At 47.8% G+C, this 19589-nt stretch carries 13 protein-coding genes and 1 pseudogene; 5 read left to right on the plus strand and 9 right to left on the minus strand.

Going from position 1 to position 19589, the window contains the following annotated elements:
• On the minus strand, positions 1-882 hold the full coding sequence (locus H1230_RS28010) for a carbohydrate ABC transporter permease (RefSeq protein WP_239713075.1): 882 nt from the start codon (positions 880-882) through the stop codon (positions 1-3).
• Positions 883-1008: 126 nt separating this feature from the next.
• On the opposite strand from H1230_RS28010, the gene H1230_RS28015 reads away from it, so the two are divergent.
• Both H1230_RS28015 and H1230_RS28020 read left to right on the plus strand, forming a co-directional pair.
• Positions 1009-2826: a cache domain-containing sensor histidine kinase gene (locus H1230_RS28015; protein ID WP_239713076.1), complete on the plus strand. Its 1818-nt coding sequence runs from the start codon at positions 1009-1011 to the stop codon at positions 2824-2826.
• On the plus strand, positions 2826-4439 hold the full coding sequence (locus H1230_RS28020; RefSeq protein WP_239713077.1) for a response regulator transcription factor: 1614 nt from the start codon (positions 2826-2828) through the stop codon (positions 4437-4439). The genes H1230_RS28015 and H1230_RS28020 overlap by 1 nt, the downstream gene beginning before the upstream one ends.
• 249 nt (positions 4440-4688) lie before the next feature.
• Here H1230_RS28020 and ltrA read toward each other — a convergent pair whose 3' ends face one another.
• Positions 4689-5831 (minus strand): group II intron reverse transcriptase/maturase, encoded by a 1143-nt coding sequence (gene ltrA / locus H1230_RS28025; RefSeq protein ID WP_239713078.1) that lies wholly within the window; start codon positions 5829-5831, stop codon positions 4689-4691.
• A gap of 519 nt (positions 5832-6350) precedes the next feature.
• Between ltrA and H1230_RS28030 the strand changes: the two genes are divergently transcribed.
• Together H1230_RS28030 and H1230_RS28040 are read left to right on the plus strand one after the other, a co-directional pair.
• Positions 6351-6497: a hypothetical protein gene (locus H1230_RS28030; protein ID WP_239711337.1), complete on the plus strand. Its 147-nt coding sequence runs from the start codon at positions 6351-6353 to the stop codon at positions 6495-6497.
• Positions 6475-7652 (plus strand): annotated as a pseudogene (locus tag H1230_RS28040) (IS3 family transposase). Before H1230_RS28030 ends, H1230_RS28040 begins: the two are co-directional and overlap by 23 nt.
• Positions 7653-7830: 178 nt before the next feature.
• Here H1230_RS28040 and H1230_RS28045 read toward each other — a convergent pair.
• Together H1230_RS28045 and yicI are read right to left on the minus strand one after the other, a co-directional pair.
• Positions 7831-9000, minus strand: coding sequence for an SGNH/GDSL hydrolase family protein (locus H1230_RS28045; protein WP_239713080.1), 1170 nt, complete (start codon positions 8998-9000; stop codon positions 7831-7833).
• A 119-nt stretch (positions 9001-9119) separates the two neighbouring features.
• On the minus strand, positions 9120-11441 hold the full coding sequence (yicI, locus tag H1230_RS28050) for an alpha-xylosidase (RefSeq protein ID WP_239713081.1): 2322 nt from the start codon (positions 11439-11441) through the stop codon (positions 9120-9122).
• A 127-nt stretch (positions 11442-11568) separates the two neighbouring features.
• On the opposite strand from yicI, the gene H1230_RS28055 reads away from it, so the two are divergent.
• Positions 11569-12453, plus strand: coding sequence for an AraC family transcriptional regulator (locus H1230_RS28055; RefSeq protein WP_239713082.1), 885 nt, complete (start codon positions 11569-11571; stop codon positions 12451-12453).
• Here the strand turns inward: H1230_RS28055 and H1230_RS28060 are convergent.
• The 5 genes from H1230_RS28060 to H1230_RS28080 form a co-directional block, all read right to left on the minus strand.
• Complete coding sequence (locus H1230_RS28060; RefSeq protein WP_239713083.1) at positions 12448-14544, minus strand: class I SAM-dependent methyltransferase; 2097 nt, start codon at positions 14542-14544, stop codon at positions 12448-12450. The two genes, H1230_RS28055 and H1230_RS28060, sit on opposite strands and share 6 nt — an antisense overlap.
• A gap of 460 nt (positions 14545-15004) precedes the next feature.
• Positions 15005-15880, minus strand: a complete 876-nt coding sequence (locus tag H1230_RS28065) for a radical SAM/SPASM domain-containing protein (RefSeq protein ID WP_239713084.1) — start codon at positions 15878-15880, stop codon at positions 15005-15007.
• Positions 15881-15899: 19 nt separating this feature from the next.
• On the minus strand, positions 15900-16886 hold the full coding sequence (locus H1230_RS28070; protein WP_239713085.1) for a Gfo/Idh/MocA family protein: 987 nt from the start codon (positions 16884-16886) through the stop codon (positions 15900-15902).
• 427 nt (positions 16887-17313) lie between these two features.
• The gene (gene thrC, locus H1230_RS28075) at positions 17314-18702 is read right to left on the minus strand and encodes a threonine synthase (RefSeq protein ID WP_239713086.1); all 1389 of its coding nucleotides are present in this window, start codon (positions 18700-18702) and stop codon (positions 17314-17316) included.
• 220 nt (positions 18703-18922) lie between these two features.
• Positions 18923-19417 carry a CYTH domain-containing protein gene (locus tag H1230_RS28080; protein ID WP_239713087.1) on the minus strand — a complete coding sequence of 165 codons (495 nt, stop codon included), beginning with the start codon at positions 19415-19417 and terminating at the stop codon, positions 18923-18925.
• Between the last annotated feature and the right edge of the window lie 172 nt (positions 19418-19589).

Genomic DNA, 19589 nt, shown 5'->3' on the forward strand with positions numbered 1-19589 from the left:
TTAAGCTTCTACCTCCTTGCTCTTCGTCAGACGGACCTGAAGTATGGTAATAATAGCGACTACGATGAAGAACAATAATGACTTCGCCGTGCCCAGTCCGTATCGGTTATTCTGGAATGCTTCGACATATACGTTCATCGCTACGGACTCTGTCGACTTGAACGGTCCGCCTTTGGTCAGCGACAAGTTCAGATCGAACATTTTGAATGCCCAGGATATAGCCAGGAAGAGGCAAATCGTTACAGCAGGCATAATCAGCGGAATAATAATGTTCTTCAGCATTTGCCAACGGTTCGCACCATCAATCTCCGCTGCTTCCATGACTTCCGTAGGAACATTAGTTAATGAAGAGATATAGACTACCATCAAGTATCCAGCAGACTGCCAGACGAATACGATTGTGATGCCCCAGAATCCGGTAGCTGCATCGCCTAACCATGGAAGGTTAAAGAACGACCAACCGGTTAAATCTCCAAGTGTGGAGAACCCCTTGATGAAGATGAACTGCCAGATAAATCCGAGCAGCAGGCCGCCGATGACGTTTGGCATAAAGAATACCGTCCGCAGCACATTGCGCAGCTTCAGTCCTTTAGTCAGGAAGTAAGCTAAGGCAAACCCCACGATATTGGTCAATACGACGCCCACTACGGTGAAGCGGGTAGTAAACCAGAACGACTTCCAGAAGTCGGGATCATTCGTGAAGATTTGCTCAAAGTTCTTGAAGCCAACCCAAGTCACAGTTCCTGCTACCCCGTTCCAATCCGTGAACGAGTAATACATGCCGAGCAGAAACGGAATAATCATAATAATTGTGAAAAATATAAGTACCGGCCCTACAAATACAAGCTGCGGCCCTAAGCGTGCCATTTTTTTGTTGCCCATCCTGCACCCCTCTTTCTTTCTACCGGAGAACTATTATATTTTTATTATGCGGGTTAAGGAGTATCATAAACACCTACACAGGTGAACTCGAAGGAGTAATTTATTGATCGGAAGAGAGGTTTTTCCATGAAATGGAACAGCATACGCACGAAGCTGATCGTATTTATGCTAATCGCTGCCACCATACCTATTGTGGCTACAATGCTAATTACATATTCGTATACTACAAAGTCACTGATCACCCGATCCGTAGACGAGAACGCCAACCTGCTCTATCAGGGCCAGCGTAATCTTAGCGCTCTGCTGGAGGATTTGAACCGAACCTCAACGACAGTGTATTCGAATACAGAGTTCTTCCGGCTGCTGGAGAGCGGGTATGACGATGTTCAGAGCGGTTCACGCATGTTCGCGGCCTTGTCTTATATCGGAACATCCGTACCGAATATCTATCAGGTATATCTGTATGAGAGCAAAAGCCGCAAATCGACCCTCGTCACGCTGAATATACCTAAGCGATCCTTGGATTTGCCTGTTTTTTCAGAAGCTGCTATTACGGGTCGGCAGAGCATTGTCGTACAAAAAACTCATATGAGCAATACCTATGGTCTCGGCCTACTATCGCCCAACTACCCACCGGAGCCAGTATTCACACTACACCGCAGAATTGAGAAAGTGCCGACCTCTAAAGTCTTAGGATACTTGTCGATTGATGTGCAGCTATCTGCACTGAGCGACATCACCGATCAGCTGTATCAGAAGGAACGCGAGAATGTGTATATCATTGATGCTGAGGGAAATATCATTTATAGCGATGATACGGCGCAGTTGGGTCAGCCGATGAAGCAGGAATGGTATACCCAGCATATTGCGGGAACAAAGAGCAGCACGGGCAATTTCGAGAGTGACAATGCTGTATTTGTCTATCAGCGTCTACAAAAAGCTGGGGCGGATTGGACATTGGTGAAGCAGATTCCCGTTCCTTATCTTATCCGTGAAGCCAACAAGGCTGTAGCAATTAATCTGCTGTTGCTGGGGATTTCCCTGGTCATTATTGTTGCCGCTACAGTTATAATTTCCATTAAGATCACTGCACCAATTAAACAACTGGGCCGTTATATTAATCAGGTGCAGACGGGTAAAATGGACATCGACATTGAGCAGGTCAGCAATGATGAAATCGGGCAGGTCATGGTCAAATTCGGGGGAATGATGGATACCATAAATAATCTGATTCTGCGGGAGTACAAGCTGGAGTTGTCCAACAAAACCAATCAATTGAGGGCGCTTCAGGCGCAGATCAATCCTCATTTTCTAAACAATACGCTGCAGATTATCGGAACACTTGCACTAGAGTTGAACGTCCCGCGTATCTATGCCCTGCTGTCCGCACTCGCCAAAATGATGCATTACAGCATGCATAACGACGACAAAACCGTAACCTTAAAGGATGAACTGGAGCATGTGAAGGCCTATGTCGAGCTGCAGAAGGAACGGTTTGAAAACAGGTTCACTTTCCGTTACGATGTGGAAGATGCCATACTTGGGACCCCGATGCCCAAAATGATCCTGCAGCCGCTCGTGGAAAATTACTTCAAGCACGGTCTCGACCGCACCAGATCAGATGGCTTGCTGCTCCTTACAGCCAAAGCACTACCCGACGGTTTCGTACAAATCGACCTTGAGAACAACGGAACATCGATCTCCGAAGCGCGTCTGGAGTCCTTGAAGTGGAAATTGCAGAACAGTGCCAGCATTAACACAATTGTCCCTGGTGATGCGTTGAAAGAGGCTTCCGACTCTGCAGGAATCGGCTTTGTAAATGTACTAACCCGGTTGCGGATGGTCTCCGGAAGTGATGCTTCCATTACTGTAGATAATATAGAGCCGGTGGGAATACGTATTAGTCTGAAAATACAATCTAACGATCGGAGCGTGAGGCCTTAATGAGGGCATTAATAGTAGATGACGAAGCCAGGGTTCGAAAAGCCGTGCGCCTGCTGGTCGATTGGGAACATCATGGGATTAATGAGATTGAGGAAGCCGGAAGCGGGACGGAAGCGATTGAGCAGATCCGTACCCTGAAGCCAGCGATTGTCATCATGGATATGATGATGGAAGCGGGCAACGGCGTAGAATTGATGGCTTGGGTCAGCGAATTTGCCGTGAGCGTCAAGTTCATCGTGGTCAGTGGACATGATGATTTCGACTTCGTCAGACATACCGTTCGCCACGGCGGAATTGATTATATTCTAAAACCAATCGATCCAGAGGCCATCAATGCCGCGGTCTCCAAAGCAGTCACGGCCTGGAATCAGGAGGAGCAGGAGCGCCACACCCGGCAGCGCCAGAATATCCAGTTGAATGAATTCAAGCCGATTTACGGCGAGCGTCTGCTCTCTTCTCTGATTGATGAGCCGGTGACAGCGGAGGCTTCTTTACGCAGATTGCGGCTGGAAGGTGTTATACCGGCCAGCGCAGGATCAGTCCGTCTGCTGCTGCTGCAGATGGATGCCGGTGACGGCCCCCTACTGTTGCGCTTTGGGAATGACAGCGATCTGCTACACTATGCCATTGTGAACATCTGCAATGAATTTATGCACTCCCGGCAACGTGGCATCGCCTTTCGCTACTGGGGGGCACCTGCTGAGATTGCCATGCTGCTGTGGGAGCAGCCGGAAGCCGCAAGTGAACTTATCGCAGATATCAATCTGGGCATCTTTCATACCCTGCAGCGCCGAATGCACTTCGGCATAGGCAGTACAGGCATTCTTCCACAGAGCTTGCCCGCCCAGTACGCCGAAGCGGAAGCCGCGCTGAACCGCCGCAATCTGCTGAACCCGGAAGACTATGTACACACTTTCTCTAGCGGTTCCTCTACGCAAAGCTTATTTGCGAACATGGGTGATGATTGGAAATTGTCTGTTATGAGTGGCCGACCTGAGCAGCTGCAAGCCGCCTCCAAACGCTGGATCGACGAGCTGAACCGCGGTGGTATTATTACTCCGGCAATACTCAGCTCGTGGAAAGCCGATGCGCTATTATTCCGCTCTCGGCTATTGCGCGAGAATGCTGGCGAGAATGCTGAGCTAGCCATCGCTGCTCTTGAAGCCTCCGACCGTCTGCACCCCGCGCCGTTTGCGAATGGCTATTCCTTCTCCTTGTTCGCCTGGCGCGACTGGTCATATGGCTTCATGCTGCGGCTGTCACAGGAATTGCTCTCCCGGCAGGGCTGTGAATTCAAGACGATGAACCAAATCGTCAAGTACATCAAGCAACACTATCAGTCTGACCTGTCCCTACAGGAGGTTGCGCAGCACTTCTCAGTTAGCCGTGAATACATATCGCGTAAATTCAAGCAGGAATATGGTATAAATTTCTCTGATTTTATCGGAAACGTTCGAATAGATAAGGCTAAACTCTTAATGCAGAATCCTCATCTGAAACTGTTGCAAATATCAGAAATGGTTGGTTTCCATGATGTTAAATACTTCAGCAAAGTATTTAAAAAACAGCTTGGCCTCACACCGAAGGACTACCGGAACCAATTGAACACTTAATTATGGCTCAACACCTTTTGTAAAGCCCAATTTGACCTAGACTAAGAAGTGGACACGGAAAGTAGAACCCATGGATAATAGATTAATACTCCAGAAGAGGTGATTGCCGTGACCGAACGTCAACGTTATAACAAAGAATTTATAGAACTAGAGTAAAGGGCTGAACAAATTCAGCCCCTCCTCATCAAACCGTACGTGAGGTTTTCCCTCATACGGCTTTCCGATGTTCGTCATTCATGGGCATGCAGTTTACAATAGCGTTTTTAGTCCATACTGGACGGCAATATATCTAACCTCTTTCAGTGAACCCATCCATCTTCTGCGTTGTCTTTTCTTGGCATACCACCGGGTTAATCGCTGCAAAATATACCAGTCCAACTTGGCTAATCTTTTTTTTTGGCTGTAGTTCGTGTAGTAATAATTTCTCCATCCTTGGATCTTTGGATTGAGCCATTTTACCTGTTCCGCAAACGATTTCGAGCGCATGCTCGGGGGTGCTAATCTTTCTTTGACCACCTCTCGAATGCGTTCCTCTGCCTTTTTCGTTAGCCACTGTTGGGTGGTGTAGTACACCTTACCTTGGGAGGTTTCTGCTTTGGTTTTTCGGTGATGCATCCCTAAGAAGTCGAATCCTTCGTCTCCCGTCCATAATCCAACAATGCGGGTTTTGGTCGGGTGTAGGGTTAACTCCAAACGCTCCATAATTTTGCGTATGAGCTCATACGCATGTTCCGCGTCCTTCTTGGTTTTGCATACCACTACAAAGTCGTCTGCATACCTTGTGAGCTCCCCTACTCCTTTCCCGTGTTTCTCCCACAGTTGGTCGAAGTAATTTAGATAGATATTCGCAAGGAGCGGTGAAATCACGCCTCCTTGCGGAGTCCCTAAATCCGAGCGTCTTACCGTTCCTTCTTCCATAACTCCCGCTTGTAGCCACTTCCTCATTAATTTCAGTATCCTCCTGTCATTGATACGCATCTGCACCAATTTCATAAGCTTCTCTTGATTAATGTTGTCGAAGTAACCTTGGATATCGACGTCGACTACCCAATTCCCTTTACGGTTGCAGGCTTTACGAATACGTTCCAACGCCCCTTTAGCACTTCGTTTCGGGCGAAACCCGAAGGATACTTCCTCAAAGTCAGCTTCAAAGATAGGCTCAATCACTAGTTTGGTTGCCATCTGTAGGACTCGATCCCGCACAGTGGGTATACCTAATGGCCTTTGCTTGCCATCCTTCTTCGGGATATAGTGTCTACGTACAGGTTGCGGATGGTAGTTGCCTTCTTTAAGCTCTCGCTCACATACCTTGAGAAACGGTATTTCTCCTTGTTCCTCAATATCTGCTAGCGTCACGGCATCTACTCCTGCGGCCCCCTTATTGGCTTTCACTCGTTTCCACGCTTCGCACAGTACATCCCACCGATAGATCTTGTCATACAATGCATGGAATTTACGCTTTTTGTTCGCCTTGGCCGCATGACCTAGCTTTTTTTTGGAGTTGTTGAACTTTTTCCTTGGGTGTCGTTAGCCGGTTGGCATTCACTCACTCGTACCTCCTCCAAAAGCATAAACAAAGCAGGGCTCCTTCCCTCCCTAAGGTTATGTTGTCCTTAGGTTCTTCGGTACTATGAGCCCCTCGGACTCCCTTCCCACAGACGGTTCACTTCGTCTTTTGGGCTTATAGAGCGTCTCTTTACGGATTCCGAAAAAAAAAATTCCGTGTGGGGGAGGGTCTCCCCAGTTCACTGCATTATCTTTCAACCCATGCCGTTCCCTCTACGCCGGAGGGTTCTTCACTGTTGTCCCAAGTTCTGCACAGTTTCCTTGGCCTTCGTCTATGTTCGCGAGACTCGGCTCCCTCTTTTCCCCCTTGCAGGGCCTTTTTGACGACGCGGCAGGATTCACTTCATGTTGCGGCCTGGATTGTCGCTCGCCCTGTCTCAGACAGGTACTTTTGTCGATGCGCTTTTACACACAGATTTCGCCATGTGCAAGCATCCTAGCTACCAAGGTGGCTTGGCCCCTCCTTGGGTTGGACTTTCACCAACTAGATAATGCGTGCCTCTGGGCACGCCAAACAGTAAAATATGTCCAAGAACAGCAGAAGTCCATTACCGACATTGCGGAAGAATTGAACATTCCTAAAGGAACTTTGAAAAATTGGATGGTGAAGTACCGGCAGTTCCCCAACGAACCGTTTGTAGGCAGTGGAAAGCTACGTATCCAGGAACAGCAGATCCACGATTTGGAACAAAAGAATAAGGATCTGGAAGAGGAGGTCGCTATTCTAAAAAAAGCGATGCACATCTTCAGCAAAGACCGGAGTTAAAGTTCCGATTTATTGAGGAGCATCGCTCCGAATTCCGGATTGAGAAGATGTGCAGCCTATTAGAAGTATCTAGAAGTGGCTATTACAAGTGGCGACTCTCCCCTCCCAGTGACCGGAAAATGCATCGTGAACGGCTCTTAAAGCGCATTGAATATCACTTTTACGACAATGATGAAATTTACGGCAGCCCCAAAATCACAAAGAAATTGCAGGAAGAAGGATTCGTCGTCGGTGAGAAAACGGTAGGCCGAATCATGCGTGAGAACAAGCTTCGCTCCCAAGCAACCGGCAAATTCAAAGTCCAGACGACCGATTCTAACCACGACTTTCCTATTGCCCCCAACTGGCTAAACCAGCATTTCGACGTGTGTACGATGCCGAATCAAGTATGGGTAACGGACATTACCTACATTCACACACGCCAAGGTGTGTTGTATTTAGCGAGCGTTTTGGATTTGTACACACGTAAGATTGTCGGTTGGGAGCTTGGAAACCGTATGAAGGTAGACCTCGTTTCAGTAGCTCTGGAAAAGGCCTACAAGTCGCAGCAACCCGAAAAAGGGCTCATTCACCATTCGGACCGAGGCAGTCAATATGCCTCCACAGATTACCGAAAAAAACTAAAAGAATACCATATGATCCGAAGCATGAGTCGCCGAGGGAATTGCTATGACAATGCCTGCATCGAATCGTTCCACAGCATCCTCAAACGAGAACTCGTTTACCGCAGAAGGTTCTTAACGAAAGAAGAAGCAAAGAATCACTTGTTTAGGTATATCGAGTTTTTCTACAACCGGAAAAGAATACACAGTAAATTGGACTACCTCTCACCGGATCGTTTTGAATCGCTGTATTACAAGAACCTAAAGTTTGCCAACTGACCCTTTTACCGTGTCCACTCTATTGACAGAAGGTCAATTTGACTCTATATTCATTGTTCAATCAGGAAATCGGGCTTTAACAGCGATCGTAAGAACCCTCCGAACCGTAGCGCCTCTACTTACAACAGGACAACCGCTGATTTTGGCTTTGAGCCTTAATTTTCTCCAAAAATATTAATTAATACCAATTCAGAAAAGCATCCGCGATTGCCTTACCCGCTGTACCATTAGGATGCGGATCGTCTGTATTACTCATATATTCCGGTCTGATCCTATGATCATTGGGTGCAGGTAAAGATAGAAGACCAGCAATATCAAACACTCGGTTAACTCCAGCCAGGTTATTCGACAGAATTTCACTATTCACGCTGCGCCAAGTCTGTTCTCTTTCATCCTGGAAATTGAACGGCGGTACCGTACCCAGAATAATCTTCACTTCGGCGTTAGCTTCTTTCAGCTTGGATATAATAACGGTAAGATCACTCAGAAGTTCTTCAGATGAGCGGTTACCGATATCAATATCGTTGACGCCGAGTACAATCACCACTTCGTCGCCTTGTTTGGCTTTATTCAGCCAAGCGCCATCAGCAGAAGCATCATATGCTCTGGCCCAGCCTGAGCCCAAATTCCAGACTCCATAATTCGCACCAAGGCCAGCAGCAATCCGTGCTACCCAGTATTCATACTCATCTTTTAAGGTTCGTACTCCCTGAGTGATTGAATCTCCGAGAAATACCAGCTTCTTATTCACCTGTTTCTTATACCCGATAAAGCTTGGCAGCACCAGCAGGTTATCGGACAGAGCAAAAGACTCAGCTGACTCCTGTGCAGCAAGATTTCCCGGTGCATCATAGGCGGAGACCAGAATCCCCTCTACATTGTAGGGTATCGTTCTCCCAGGCGAGCGCGTTGTCAGTGTCCAGGTGAATACCATTAAGTGCCCTTCCGGCAGTTCCATGGCAATCTCATCACTCCAGAAGGATTCACCCGGTTTAACATTGCGTGTTGTACTCCCATCAAACAAAACGGCCACCTGTGTCTGTTCTTGGACCGCGCCATTCATCTCTACCCCACCGTCCGCGATATACGCAGCTTCAATCCGCCATTCCCCTCCCAGCTCACTGCCACTTGCTTCCTGACCCAAGTTCCAGGTGGAATCTACTGCATTGCTATGCCAAAGTTTAAAGTTCAATTTCCCGCTTTCCCTTAAGCGGATGTACGTCCGGAAGGTATGGGTAAAGGGCTCCGGTCTGTCCATAATATAATTAGCAGCTGTTGAAACCACCGTAGCGGAGGTGTAGCCGACTTGGCTCAATGCTCCAGTTTCCTCATCTTTTTCAATATACATCGTGCACCCTCCATTATTTTCAAATTCATAACAATAAAACCTCCCAAGGTGACATGGAAACGGCTAATTACGCCTATGTCACCTAGAGAGGTTTATTGTATTGCATTCAATTGATGAACCTATTTCAGCTCAATGCTGAATTGTACGGATTTGTTGCCTGCATTAACCTTCACAGTGGTTGCATCTACTTGTTCTGCGCCTTGTACAGAAGCAATAGCTCCCAGATCATTCAGAGCAAACGTAAATGCTTTGCCGCTGCCTTCAGCTGTGATGGACAATGTATTGCCGTTGCGTTCAGCCTTCACGGATAGCTCAGGAGCACCCGTCAGATCACGAACAGTTGCTGTGGTTGTTGCGCCGTCTTCCAGTGAATACAGGCCAAATTTCACACCTTCAGCAAAATCATAATCCGGTTTGTTGTCGACACTGCCCCGAGCCAACAAGCTGTTCTGACGAACGAAGAGTGGCAGACTGAAGAAGTCATATTTCTCTTTGCGCCATGAGCCACCTTGGGTCGTTTCTCCACTCAACAAGTGTGTCCAACGTCCAGCAGGCAGATAATACTTCGCTTCGCCATTCTCTTGGAAGATAGGAGCTACCAGCAGGGAATCACCCAGCATGTATTGGCGATCCAATACTTCGCAGGTAGGATCTTCCGGGAATTCCATCACCATGGCCCGCATCGAAGCCCAGCCCTGTTCATGTGCCTGTCCGGCTACATCATACAGGTAAGGCATCAGGCTGCATTTGAGCTTGGTGAAGAAGCGGGTAACATCCACAGCTTCGTCATCGTAAGCCCAAGGCACACGGTACGAGGTGCTGCCGTGCAGACGGCTGTGGCTGGAGAGCAGGCCGAAAGCCAGCCAGCGCTTGAAGACATGCGCCGGAGCGGTGTTCTCGAAGCCGCCGATATCATGGCTCCAGAAGCCGAAGCCGGACAGGCCGAGCGACAGGCCGCCGCGCAGGCTTTCTGCCATGGATTCATAGTCAGCGTAGCAGTCGCCGCCCCAGTGAACCGGGAACTGCTGCCCGCCGGCTGTTGCCGAACGTGCAAATACGGCTGCTTCATTTGTGCCGAGCTTCTCTTCCAATACTTCAAAGACAACCTTGTTGTACAGCTGAGTGTAGTAGTTATGCATCTTGTGCGGATCAGAACCGTCGAAGTATACGACATCTGTCGGAATGCGTTCGCCGAAGTCAGTCTTGAAGCTGTCTACGCCCATGTCAACGAGACCACGCAGGTAACCGGCATACCATTCACAAGCTGCAGGGTTAGTGAAATCCACAAGGCCCATACCCGCTTGCCACAGATCGGTTTGGTAGACGTCACCATTAGCTTTTTTGATCAGATAGCCGTTCTTCTTGCCTTCTTCAAACAGCGGTGAACGCTGTCCGATATAGGAGTTGATCCAGACGCAGATCTTAAGTCCTTTTTCATGCAGGCGTTTGAGCATGCCCACCGGGTCCGGGAATACACGGGAATCCCACTGGAAATCGGTCCATTGATACTCACGCATCCAGAAGCAGTCGAAGTGGAATACATGAAGCGGCAGATCGCGTTCCGCCATACCTTCTACGAAGGAGTTAACGGTAGCTTCATCATAGTCTGTAGTGAACGAAGTGGTCAGCCACAGGCCGAAGGTCCATGCCGGCGGAAGTGCAGGCTTGCCAGTCAGGGAAGTATATTTAGTGATAACTTCTTTAATCGTAGGTCCTTCGATAACGAAATATTCCAAGCTTTCGCCAGCAACGCTGAACTGTGCTTTTTTCACTTTTTCCGAACCGATTTCATATGATACCAGCTCTGGTTGGTTCACGAATACGCCGTAGCCTTTGCTTGTTACATAGAAAGGAATGTTCTTATAGGCCTGCTCGGAACTTGTGCCGCCATCCTTGTTCCACAGGTCAACTACCTGGCCGTTCTTCACAAAAGCAGTGAAACGTTCGCCCAGACCATATACGAATTCACCGATGCCGATATCCAGCTCTTCACGCATGAACGTGTTGCCGTCCTGATCTGTGATATAGGCCATCGATTTGTAACCGCTGCCTGTAATGCGCTCGTCGCCACGGTAGAAGTCCACTGACCAGTGAGTGCCCTTATTGATAACTACACGGAGTCCACCGCTGATCAGCACAGTTTGTGCTTCGGTCTCTTCGATTTGTACGTGATCGCCAGTTCCCTTAGTCAATTCGAAGGAAGGACCGCGGTCCACTACGCCATCATTATGAATAATCTTAACCCCTACTACACCCGGAAGCGGAGAGTGGAATTTCACGGTAAGCAGTGTGGAGTTCAATGTTGCCGCACGTCCCGTAATCGGAGTTGTCTGAGTAATTGCTGTCAAACCTTCTGCAGTTTTTTCCACCGCATAGTTCTGAACTGCGCCGTTAATCGTGATTCCATCACGAACCAGCCAAAGACCATCTGTAAATTTCATCTGAGTACTTGCCACCTCTCAATTTGGTGTTTATAGTTGTATTATAACGATAACAAAAGCACATAACTACTATAATATAGCTTATTTATAACACTATTTTGATGTTTTCAGCGAAAGGAGGCCTAGGATGGACCGCACATCACAACATTTGCTAAAAGAAGACCGGGTACATGGTGAAACCATGTTCCCACTGGCCGCATACTGGGTAGAACTTCCAACTGGTGCACATGTGCTCGATACGCATTGGCACGAGGAAGCGGAGTTCTTTATGCTGCTGGAAGGGGACATTCTGTTTCAGGTAGATACCGACTATTTCCCTCTGCGGGCTGGTGAAGCCGTCTTTATCGAATCCGGTGATATTCACGCCGCATATGTGCTAGAACAAGCTCCCTGCCGTTTCTGTGCGCTGGTGTTCCACCCCGATCTACTAGCCAGCGCCCAGTTTGACACGATCCAGCAGAATATCATTTTGCCACTTCAGGAGAAACGCCAGAGCTTCCCCCGGCACATTACAGCCGCCATTCCCTGGCAGCAGGAGCTCCTGTACCATCTGGAACGCATGATGGAGGCATATGCTAATACCATGCCCGGATTCGAGGCCTTTATGAAAGGAACTTTGCTCATTATGCTCTCGCAGATTGCTATTGAGGGCCGTTCAGTAAATCACAGCCAATCCGATGAAGCTGATACCACTAAGATCAACCGTCTTAAGAAGGTCATTCTTTATATTCAGGACAATTACCAGGAGCCCATCCGCACTCGTGATTTATCGGAGCTTATTCCCATGAGCGAGGGGCAGTTCTGCCGCTTCTTCAAAGCAATGACCCGCAAGACCCCTGTCGATTACATCAACTCCTACCGGATTCGCCAGGCAGCCGATTTGCTGCAGCAGACGGAACGTAAAATATCCGACATCGCACTGGAGGTCGGATTTGATAACGTAAGCTATTTCATTAAAGTGTTCCGCAAGGCAATGAGTTGCTCGCCCTCCGAGTTCAGGAAAGCCCTATAATAGGCTTTCCTTTCGAATCACGATAAAGCAGGTGCTGTCTGGCAGCGCTACCTCTTGACCACTCTCATCCAAGACTATTACCCTGCCCTGCAATGCCTCAGTATAACCCTCCTGCAAATAGTGGCGGAAGACCTCAATCTTGGCCTGATCACCAAGCGTTTGCTCAATAAACGCAGCATACTGCGTTGGTGAGAAATAACCGAACTGCTCCTGCACTTCATGGATATAGGCCTCTTCGCCCCAGGTATAGGTGTAGAGAAACTCCATGGCATCATTTACAGGCATCAGCACCTCTTGCCCATCCAATCTCTGAAACTGAATCTGGCGTCCGGCAAAATCCTTGGCATAACGCTCCAGCCACATTAACCCGTCCTTCTCCAGAAAGCGCACCCGCCGTATTTGCGTCTCCGGTTCACTCATAATACCGTCCCGGATGATGATCACTCCACCTTCTGACAGCACATCAAAGGCACTGCGTAGCGCTGCAGATACTGTATCATGATTGAACTTCACACCATTCAGAGGCACATACGAATACAATTCATGGAGAATGGATGAAAAAATAACCGTGTTCACCGAACCTGCCTCCACGAAGTCCTTCAGGTTCAGCGCGTCGCCCTGCAGCACCTCCCATTGGCGCCCTTCAAGCTGCTTGCGCTTCTTCAAGGCTTCCACTACATTACTGGAAATATCAATACCTACCGGAGTAACACCCGGCATACGCTCCTCGATCAAATCCAGCAATATTCCGCCGCCTGGACCGATATCCAGCACCTTGTGTCCGGTGACATATTCGAGAATCACAGCTTTATAGTCGGCCGTATCGTTCATCTGGCTCAAATAGCTATCCTCATTATGAAACCGGTCGAAAGCATCGCGGCGCAGCTCAAACAGGTCAAACAGCAGCAGCACGGCCCGCTCGTATAGTGCCGACTTCTCGGCCTCGATACAGAATTCGATCAGCTTCTCGGCTGCCGGAGAGAACTGGAAATCAAAGAACACGGTGTCTGGCAGATTGGTCCTCCGATGCAACCGGTGACTCAAGTGCGGACTGCCAGAAGAGGTATTTCCCTGTTCGATATCAGCCCATTCCAGCTCAGACAAATATTTTTCAATAATTCGTTTCTTATACACGTTGATCTTCTTAGAACCTTTGTAATCATAATAGATACCCTTCATCACATGCTCAAAGCTGACATGCTTCAGGCTAGCCACTTCAATGCTCCCAGCAGCCAGGGTCATCATCTTCAGGAATTGCTCCAGCGAGAAAGTTTGCAGCGCCGATTCCACATACCAGAAGGTAATATGCTGTAAAGAACCCAATAGTTCAGCATGAAACCCATCCCCTGCAAGCTTGCTCCATTCGGCGCGGAAATCCTCACCTTTGGAGATCGGTCCTGTACGCATTCTTTGCAGGCGTTCCATCATCGGCAAAGGCGCAAAGGCATCCCCAGAAGCAATTACAGCAATCAGGGTGGTCACATCGCTTTGCACCTCCTGCCACAGCTCCAGTGAAACCGCTCCGATAATACAATGATTCAGGGCAGTAAGCAGGCGCTCCAGCTCTTCAGAAGCTAACACCCCTTCCTTCACCATAGTGGACAAAGGATCATTGGCCGTCGGCGGAACCTCCCCACGAATCTGCTGCCCGATTAACCCATGCGTCTCAATAAGCTGATGCACTATAGTTACCCGTTCGCATTCCGGACTCATAGCTGTGGTCGAATTTCCTCTATGCCGCAAGTACAACTGCGCCGAACCTATATTATGTACAAAACAATTAATGCCTTCTGCCTGCCAGCTCAATCGCTGACGTGAAGTGCCGCCCTTGGCCGTTTCTGACCAGATCAAGGTCTCCTCGACTAGTTCCTTTATCCAAAAAGACAGCGGCAGGCTCTCCAGCAACCGGAGACTCCGCTCCACATAATCCAGCACAGGATTCTTATAGTCCAGCTCCTGCAGTGATTCTACACGCTCCATATTCACAATCTGTTCCTCAGCTTGAACGATGTATTTCAGCCAGACGTTATCCTCCAGATGCTCCTGCTTTCCTTGACGATAAGCTGCTATGGCTTCCAGTGATTTCAGCATGTGTGCCTCCTTTTGAACCTGGCAGCAGCCAGGTAGTAATTATTGTTATGATGACGAATACGATCTTTTTATCTCAGCAAATATAAGATTAGTGGGAAATTATCCCTCTAAATTTAGATCTACTAGGATATTCAAGTAATTAAAGGGAAAATCCCCCTCTAAATTTGACTATTCGGGCTAAAATGGGTGATTGACCCATAATTAGAGGGATTTTTTCCCTTTAATCCCTAAAAATAATGGTTTTCACTTAAATTAGAGGGATAAAATACCCTTAAGTCTAAAAATAATGCCTCGTTTTTTTGCAAGCGCTGTGTATATGAGGAGCCCTGTTTCCAGCACAAAAAAAAGAGTTTCTATTGTACGTTATACAATCAAACTCACTTCTAGGACTAACGTCAAAAAGCAAACCTCCCGAATGAAGGCTTGCTGCTTTTTTAACCATATATTTTAGTAATGAACCTTATGTCCCGAATCGCTGTCTATATCCGCATTTCCGGCATAGTTCTTCAACGGCTTCCCGGCGGGAGAATCCGTAGAACAGATTGTTCGCCCGTTCACCCTCCACAATCTCGGAGAAGGGGGTCTGGAAGAGATTACCGAGGTTAATCACTCCTTCACCGTCTAGACAACAGGGCACTACCGTGCCGTCGACCAGCACTGCCGCTTGGCTGCGCAGCGCATGGCAGAAGCCTTTGCCGTCATCCTCAGGCTCCGTAAGACTCGGCCACTTGAACTCATGATCCTGATTTAGATACACGCGTGGTGCGATTTTGACGCCACTGCCTGGCAAGACCTTCTCATCAATACGGAAATCCAGCTTAAAGGCTTCCTCCAACATGGCGAGCGTCTCCCGGTTACGGCTTCGCTCCACATTTGTCTGATTATCCTCCGTCAAATTCCAGAGTCGGAAGGAGATAATGACTCCTTGAGCTGAGGCTTCCCGGACAAAAGAAATAATCTCCGCCAAATACCCTTCACGGTTCTCGGAACCTTCATGTCCATCAAAGCTATGCAGCGAGAAGTTCATCTGCCGCAAAGCAGGCTTGCCCAGAATTTTAGGTCCCGCTTTATGAATCAATGTGCCATTAGTTGTGATATTAACCTTGAACCCTTTGGCATGAGCCGCATCCAGCAGCTCCCCAATCTTGGGATGCAGAAGAGGCTCTCCCTTAACATGCAGATAGATATGATCGCTATGCGGTTTAATTTCATCGAGTATCGTATTGAAGACCTCAAGCTTCATGAAGCTCTTCTCCCGAACGGTTTGCGGACAAAAGCTGCAGGCCAGGTTGCAGACGCTTGTGATCTCGATGTATACCTTTTTAAAAGTCTTCAAGTTCTGCTCCCCATTCATGTTATAGATCTGAGGTATACCGAAGGCCGATTTGTGCTCTGGCTTCTTCCATAACCTCTGCTACCGCCAAAGAGTTGGCATGACTGTTAACACTGCTTTCCCGTTCGCCGTTCTTCAATAAATGGATAAACTCTTCAATTTCGTAATACATGGACTCATATACCTGAGGTACCGTCAGCTCTTCTACTGTTCCGTCACGGTAAAGAATTCTCACCTGATAGGGTTGATTGATCTTGTCGATGACCATCGTACCGTTCTCCCCTTGAATCTCGGCAGGCAGATACGAATCGGCAATCTTGGAGTGCATCACAACAGCGTCCATATCCGGGTATTGCATGACGATACTTCCTTCCCCATCTACTCCCGAGGAGAGCATCATACCCACGGCTTGTACGGATTCCGGCTTGCCGAATAGTGTTACCATCGGATACAGGCAATAAATCCCGAGATCCATCAAGGAGCCATTGGAATAAGCAGGATTAAAGGCGTTCAGCACCGTCCCCTGCCGGAAAGCATCATACCTCGATGAGTATTGACAATAACTAGCTACATAACGACGTACCTGTCCAAGTTTGTATAAATTATCTCTGATCACGCCAAAATTCGGCATGAAGGTTGACTTCAATGCCTCCATCAGCAGTACATCATGCTTACGGGCCGCTTCAATCATCGCCTGCAGCTCCGTGCTGTTGGAAGCGGCTGGCTTCTCGCAGATTACATGCTTGCCATGGTTCAAGCACATAATAGCCTGTTCCGCATGCATAGAGTTTGGACTGGCAATATATACCGCGTCTACTTCTTCGCTGCCGACCAGCTCTTCCAAACTTGTATATATCGTTGCTCCCGCATATTTAGCGGCAAAAGCCTGACCCTTCTCCATCGTACGAGAATACACGGCTGTAAGAATAAACTCCTCATGATCTAATCCAGCCTGAACGAAGCGATCTGTAATCCAGTTGGTGCCAATAACCCCGAATCGAATTGTCATAAATGATCTCCGCCCTTTTTTGTTCTTAATGACTCTAAATGTTATTTTCTCACTCCCGGGGTAGTGATGTCTACTTATTAACCATTAATTTCCGACAAACTTTGCAACTAAACTATGTGAAAAAAAGCACCTGCATAAATGCAAGCTTGCCCATTCCCAAGCTCTAGATTCAAATGATTGCCACTCAGCCGTCTACAAACAAGGGCTGGCCTGCAGTACAAGCTAGATAGGTCTGAAGAATCAGCATCGTTCCGTTTTCCCAGATTTCCAAATTGGCCATCGCACACACGTAAATATACATTTTCAGTGCATTTTCTGTGAAGCGTATCGGCATAGTAAAAAACGGACCCGTTCCTCCTTTTACAGAGGACCCGAGTCCGTTAACTTTTATATTCGTAATTATCAACGAAGTCATACGAGGACGATTTCAGCCATAAAAGGCTTGCAGCTGGCGTACAATTTCATCCTTATCATGCTCCACCACAGTCTGATGCTGAGACATCGCGAACAGCGCTTCGATCTGCGCCGGAAACTCCTGCTTGATGTCGATTAATTGGATCGCTTCATCAAATTTAGCTGGATGTGCAGTTGCAAAGGTAATACCGATCTCATCTGGGCCATTAAAAGTCTCATAAGCGGCAATGCCGCAGGCCGTATGCGGATCGAGCAGATAATCATGCTCCTGTTGGTACTTGCTGATGGTCTGGAGACACAACTCATTCTTCACACCGAGCGCTGCAAAATCCTGCTGGACCTGCTGCAGGGCCGCGCCTTCAATAATAATCTTGCCCTCACTCTGCAGCTTGGACATATAAGCAGACAGCTTCTCAGTATCTTCACCAATTAGATAATACAGATAACGCTCAAAGTTGCTCGCCACCTGAATATCCATTGAAGGGCTGTAGGTGCTTGTAAAACCACCTGGCTTGTATTCGCCGGTATTCACAAAACGCTCCAGAATGTTATTTTCATTCGTCGCGATGATTAACTTGTTAATGGGCAGCCCCATTCTCTTAGCCAAGTATCCTGAGAAAATATTACCGAAGTTACCGGACGGCACGCTGAAGTTGATCTTCTTCTCCGCACTGTCTTCGATCTGCAGATAGGCATAGAAATAGTAAACGCTCTGCGCCAGAATGCGCACAAAGTTAATCGAGTTGATCGCTCGCAGGTGATACCGGCCTTTGAAGTCCAGATCTCCGAACAGATCCTTGATTACCTTCTGACAATCGTCAAAGTTGCCTTCCACCGACAGATTCAGCACATTGCTGTCATCAACCGTCGTCATCTGTAGCTCCTGCACCTTGCTTACCTTGCCATGCGGATGGAGGATACAGATCTTAATGCCTTCCTTGCCGCGCACGCCCTGAATGGCTGCCGCACCTGTATCCCCCGAGGTGGCACCAAGGATATGGATGATCTCATTCTGCTTCTTGGAGATATAAGAATACAGCTCACCCATAAATTGCAGTGCCACATCCTTGAAGGCAAACGTTGGTCCGTGGAACAGCTCCAGTACATATAAGGAATCGCTCACCTGATGCATAGGCGTTACTTCCGGTGCGCGAAAATTAGCATAGCTGGTGTAGACCATTTCTTGTAAATCACCGTAAGGAATCTCATCATTCGTGTAATAGGCAAAAATCTTCAGGAACAAATCCTGGTAGCTAAGGCTTCTCCACTCTTCCAGTGTAGCTGCTGAAATCACCGGAATCTCGGAGGGAACCATCAATCCGCCGTCATCGGCCAATCCCATTAAGACCGTATCGATAAAGCCTTTAGCTTCCACATTGCCTCTTGTGCTTATATACTTCATGCTCATCCTCCTGTAACCCCTCTTTATTTAAAATATAAGAATTTATAGTCTTCACGCAATAATTTATCCTTATATTTCTCGAAGAAACGGGTGCCGTCCATAATAAAGGACGGCGAAGCCGTTTCATCTTGTCCTATATAGTAACACGTTTACGCGTTAAAGTCCGCTTAATCTGTGTCATCTTTTGTGCGAAAAACACCCCTGTTACGTTCAGTGGATACTATTTATTCTGGAGCTCTTTCCAGACTGTTTTGTTGCTGTACTGCCGTTCTACACTGACATCCTTGCCGAACCATTCCGGGGCGTCAAAGCTTTCCGCTTCCTCAAGCGAGTCGAATTCAACCTCCAGCACCGACAGCTTCAACTGTGTGTAGACATCGATCTCAATGGTAGTACCATTCCATATGCCCGTAGTGCGCTCTTTGACCAGCGGAATCATCTTAACCGCTTCGATCATCTGATTATATAGACCCTCTGAAATACAATATTCAATTTCCTCGCGGCTGATCCCTTTGCCATCCTTGAACGTATGCGTGTAGGTGACCTCGCCCGAGTCGAGGTCGGTAATCTTGCGCACTCGCAGCTCCTGGCCCCCGTCGATCGCTAGATAAGTCTGATCAATGCTGTGTCGGGTAAGAATCTTCAGCTGACCTTCCTGAATAAGCTGCTGCGGATATTCCAGCAACAGAAACTTGCGTTCAATCTCCAAAGCCATTTGGTCTCGCTCCTCTTAAGTTCGATATATATATCTATACGCATAATCTATTTATACGCATAATCTGGGTTCTATCTCAACAATAAGTGTTTCTTTCTCTTAACCAAAAAATGAGGCAGCACAATTAACTTAAGGGGATTTTCTCCCTCTAATTTCGTAAATACAGCTACTT

The organism is Paenibacillus sp. 19GGS1-52 (assembly GCF_022369515.1).
GTDB lineage: Bacteria > Bacillota > Bacilli > Paenibacillales > Paenibacillaceae > Paenibacillus_AQ.

What these genes read in the sequence shown, in the direction of transcription:
- H1230_RS28010 (WP_239713075.1), bottom strand. Translation starts at nt 882, where the DNA reads ATGGGCAACAAAAAAATGGCACGCTTAGGGCCGCAGCTTGTATTTGTA.
- H1230_RS28015 (WP_239713076.1), top strand. Translation starts at nt 1,009, where the DNA reads ATGAAATGGAACAGCATACGCACGAAGCTGATCGTATTTATGCTAATC.
- H1230_RS28020 (WP_239713077.1), top strand. Translation starts at nt 2,826, where the DNA reads ATGAGGGCATTAATAGTAGATGACGAAGCCAGGGTTCGAAAAGCCGTG.
- H1230_RS28030 (WP_239711337.1), top strand. Translation starts at nt 6,351, where the DNA reads ATGTTGCGGCCTGGATTGTCGCTCGCCCTGTCTCAGACAGGTACTTTT.
- H1230_RS28045 (WP_239713080.1), bottom strand. Translation starts at nt 9,000, where the DNA reads ATGTATATTGAAAAAGATGAGGAAACTGGAGCATTGAGCCAAGTCGGC.
- yicI (WP_239713081.1), bottom strand. Translation starts at nt 11,441, where the DNA reads ATGAAATTTACAGATGGTCTTTGGCTGGTTCGTGATGGAATCACGATT.
- H1230_RS28055 (WP_239713082.1), top strand. Translation starts at nt 11,569, where the DNA reads ATGGACCGCACATCACAACATTTGCTAAAAGAAGACCGGGTACATGGT.
- H1230_RS28060 (WP_239713083.1), bottom strand. Translation starts at nt 14,544, where the DNA reads ATGCTGAAATCACTGGAAGCCATAGCAGCTTATCGTCAAGGAAAGCAG.
- H1230_RS28070 (WP_239713085.1), bottom strand. Translation starts at nt 16,886, where the DNA reads ATGACAATTCGATTCGGGGTTATTGGCACCAACTGGATTACAGATCGC.
- thrC (WP_239713086.1), bottom strand. Translation starts at nt 18,702, where the DNA reads ATGAAGTATATAAGCACAAGAGGCAATGTGGAAGCTAAAGGCTTTATC.
- H1230_RS28080 (WP_239713087.1), bottom strand. Translation starts at nt 19,417, where the DNA reads ATGGCTTTGGAGATTGAACGCAAGTTTCTGTTGCTGGAATATCCGCAG.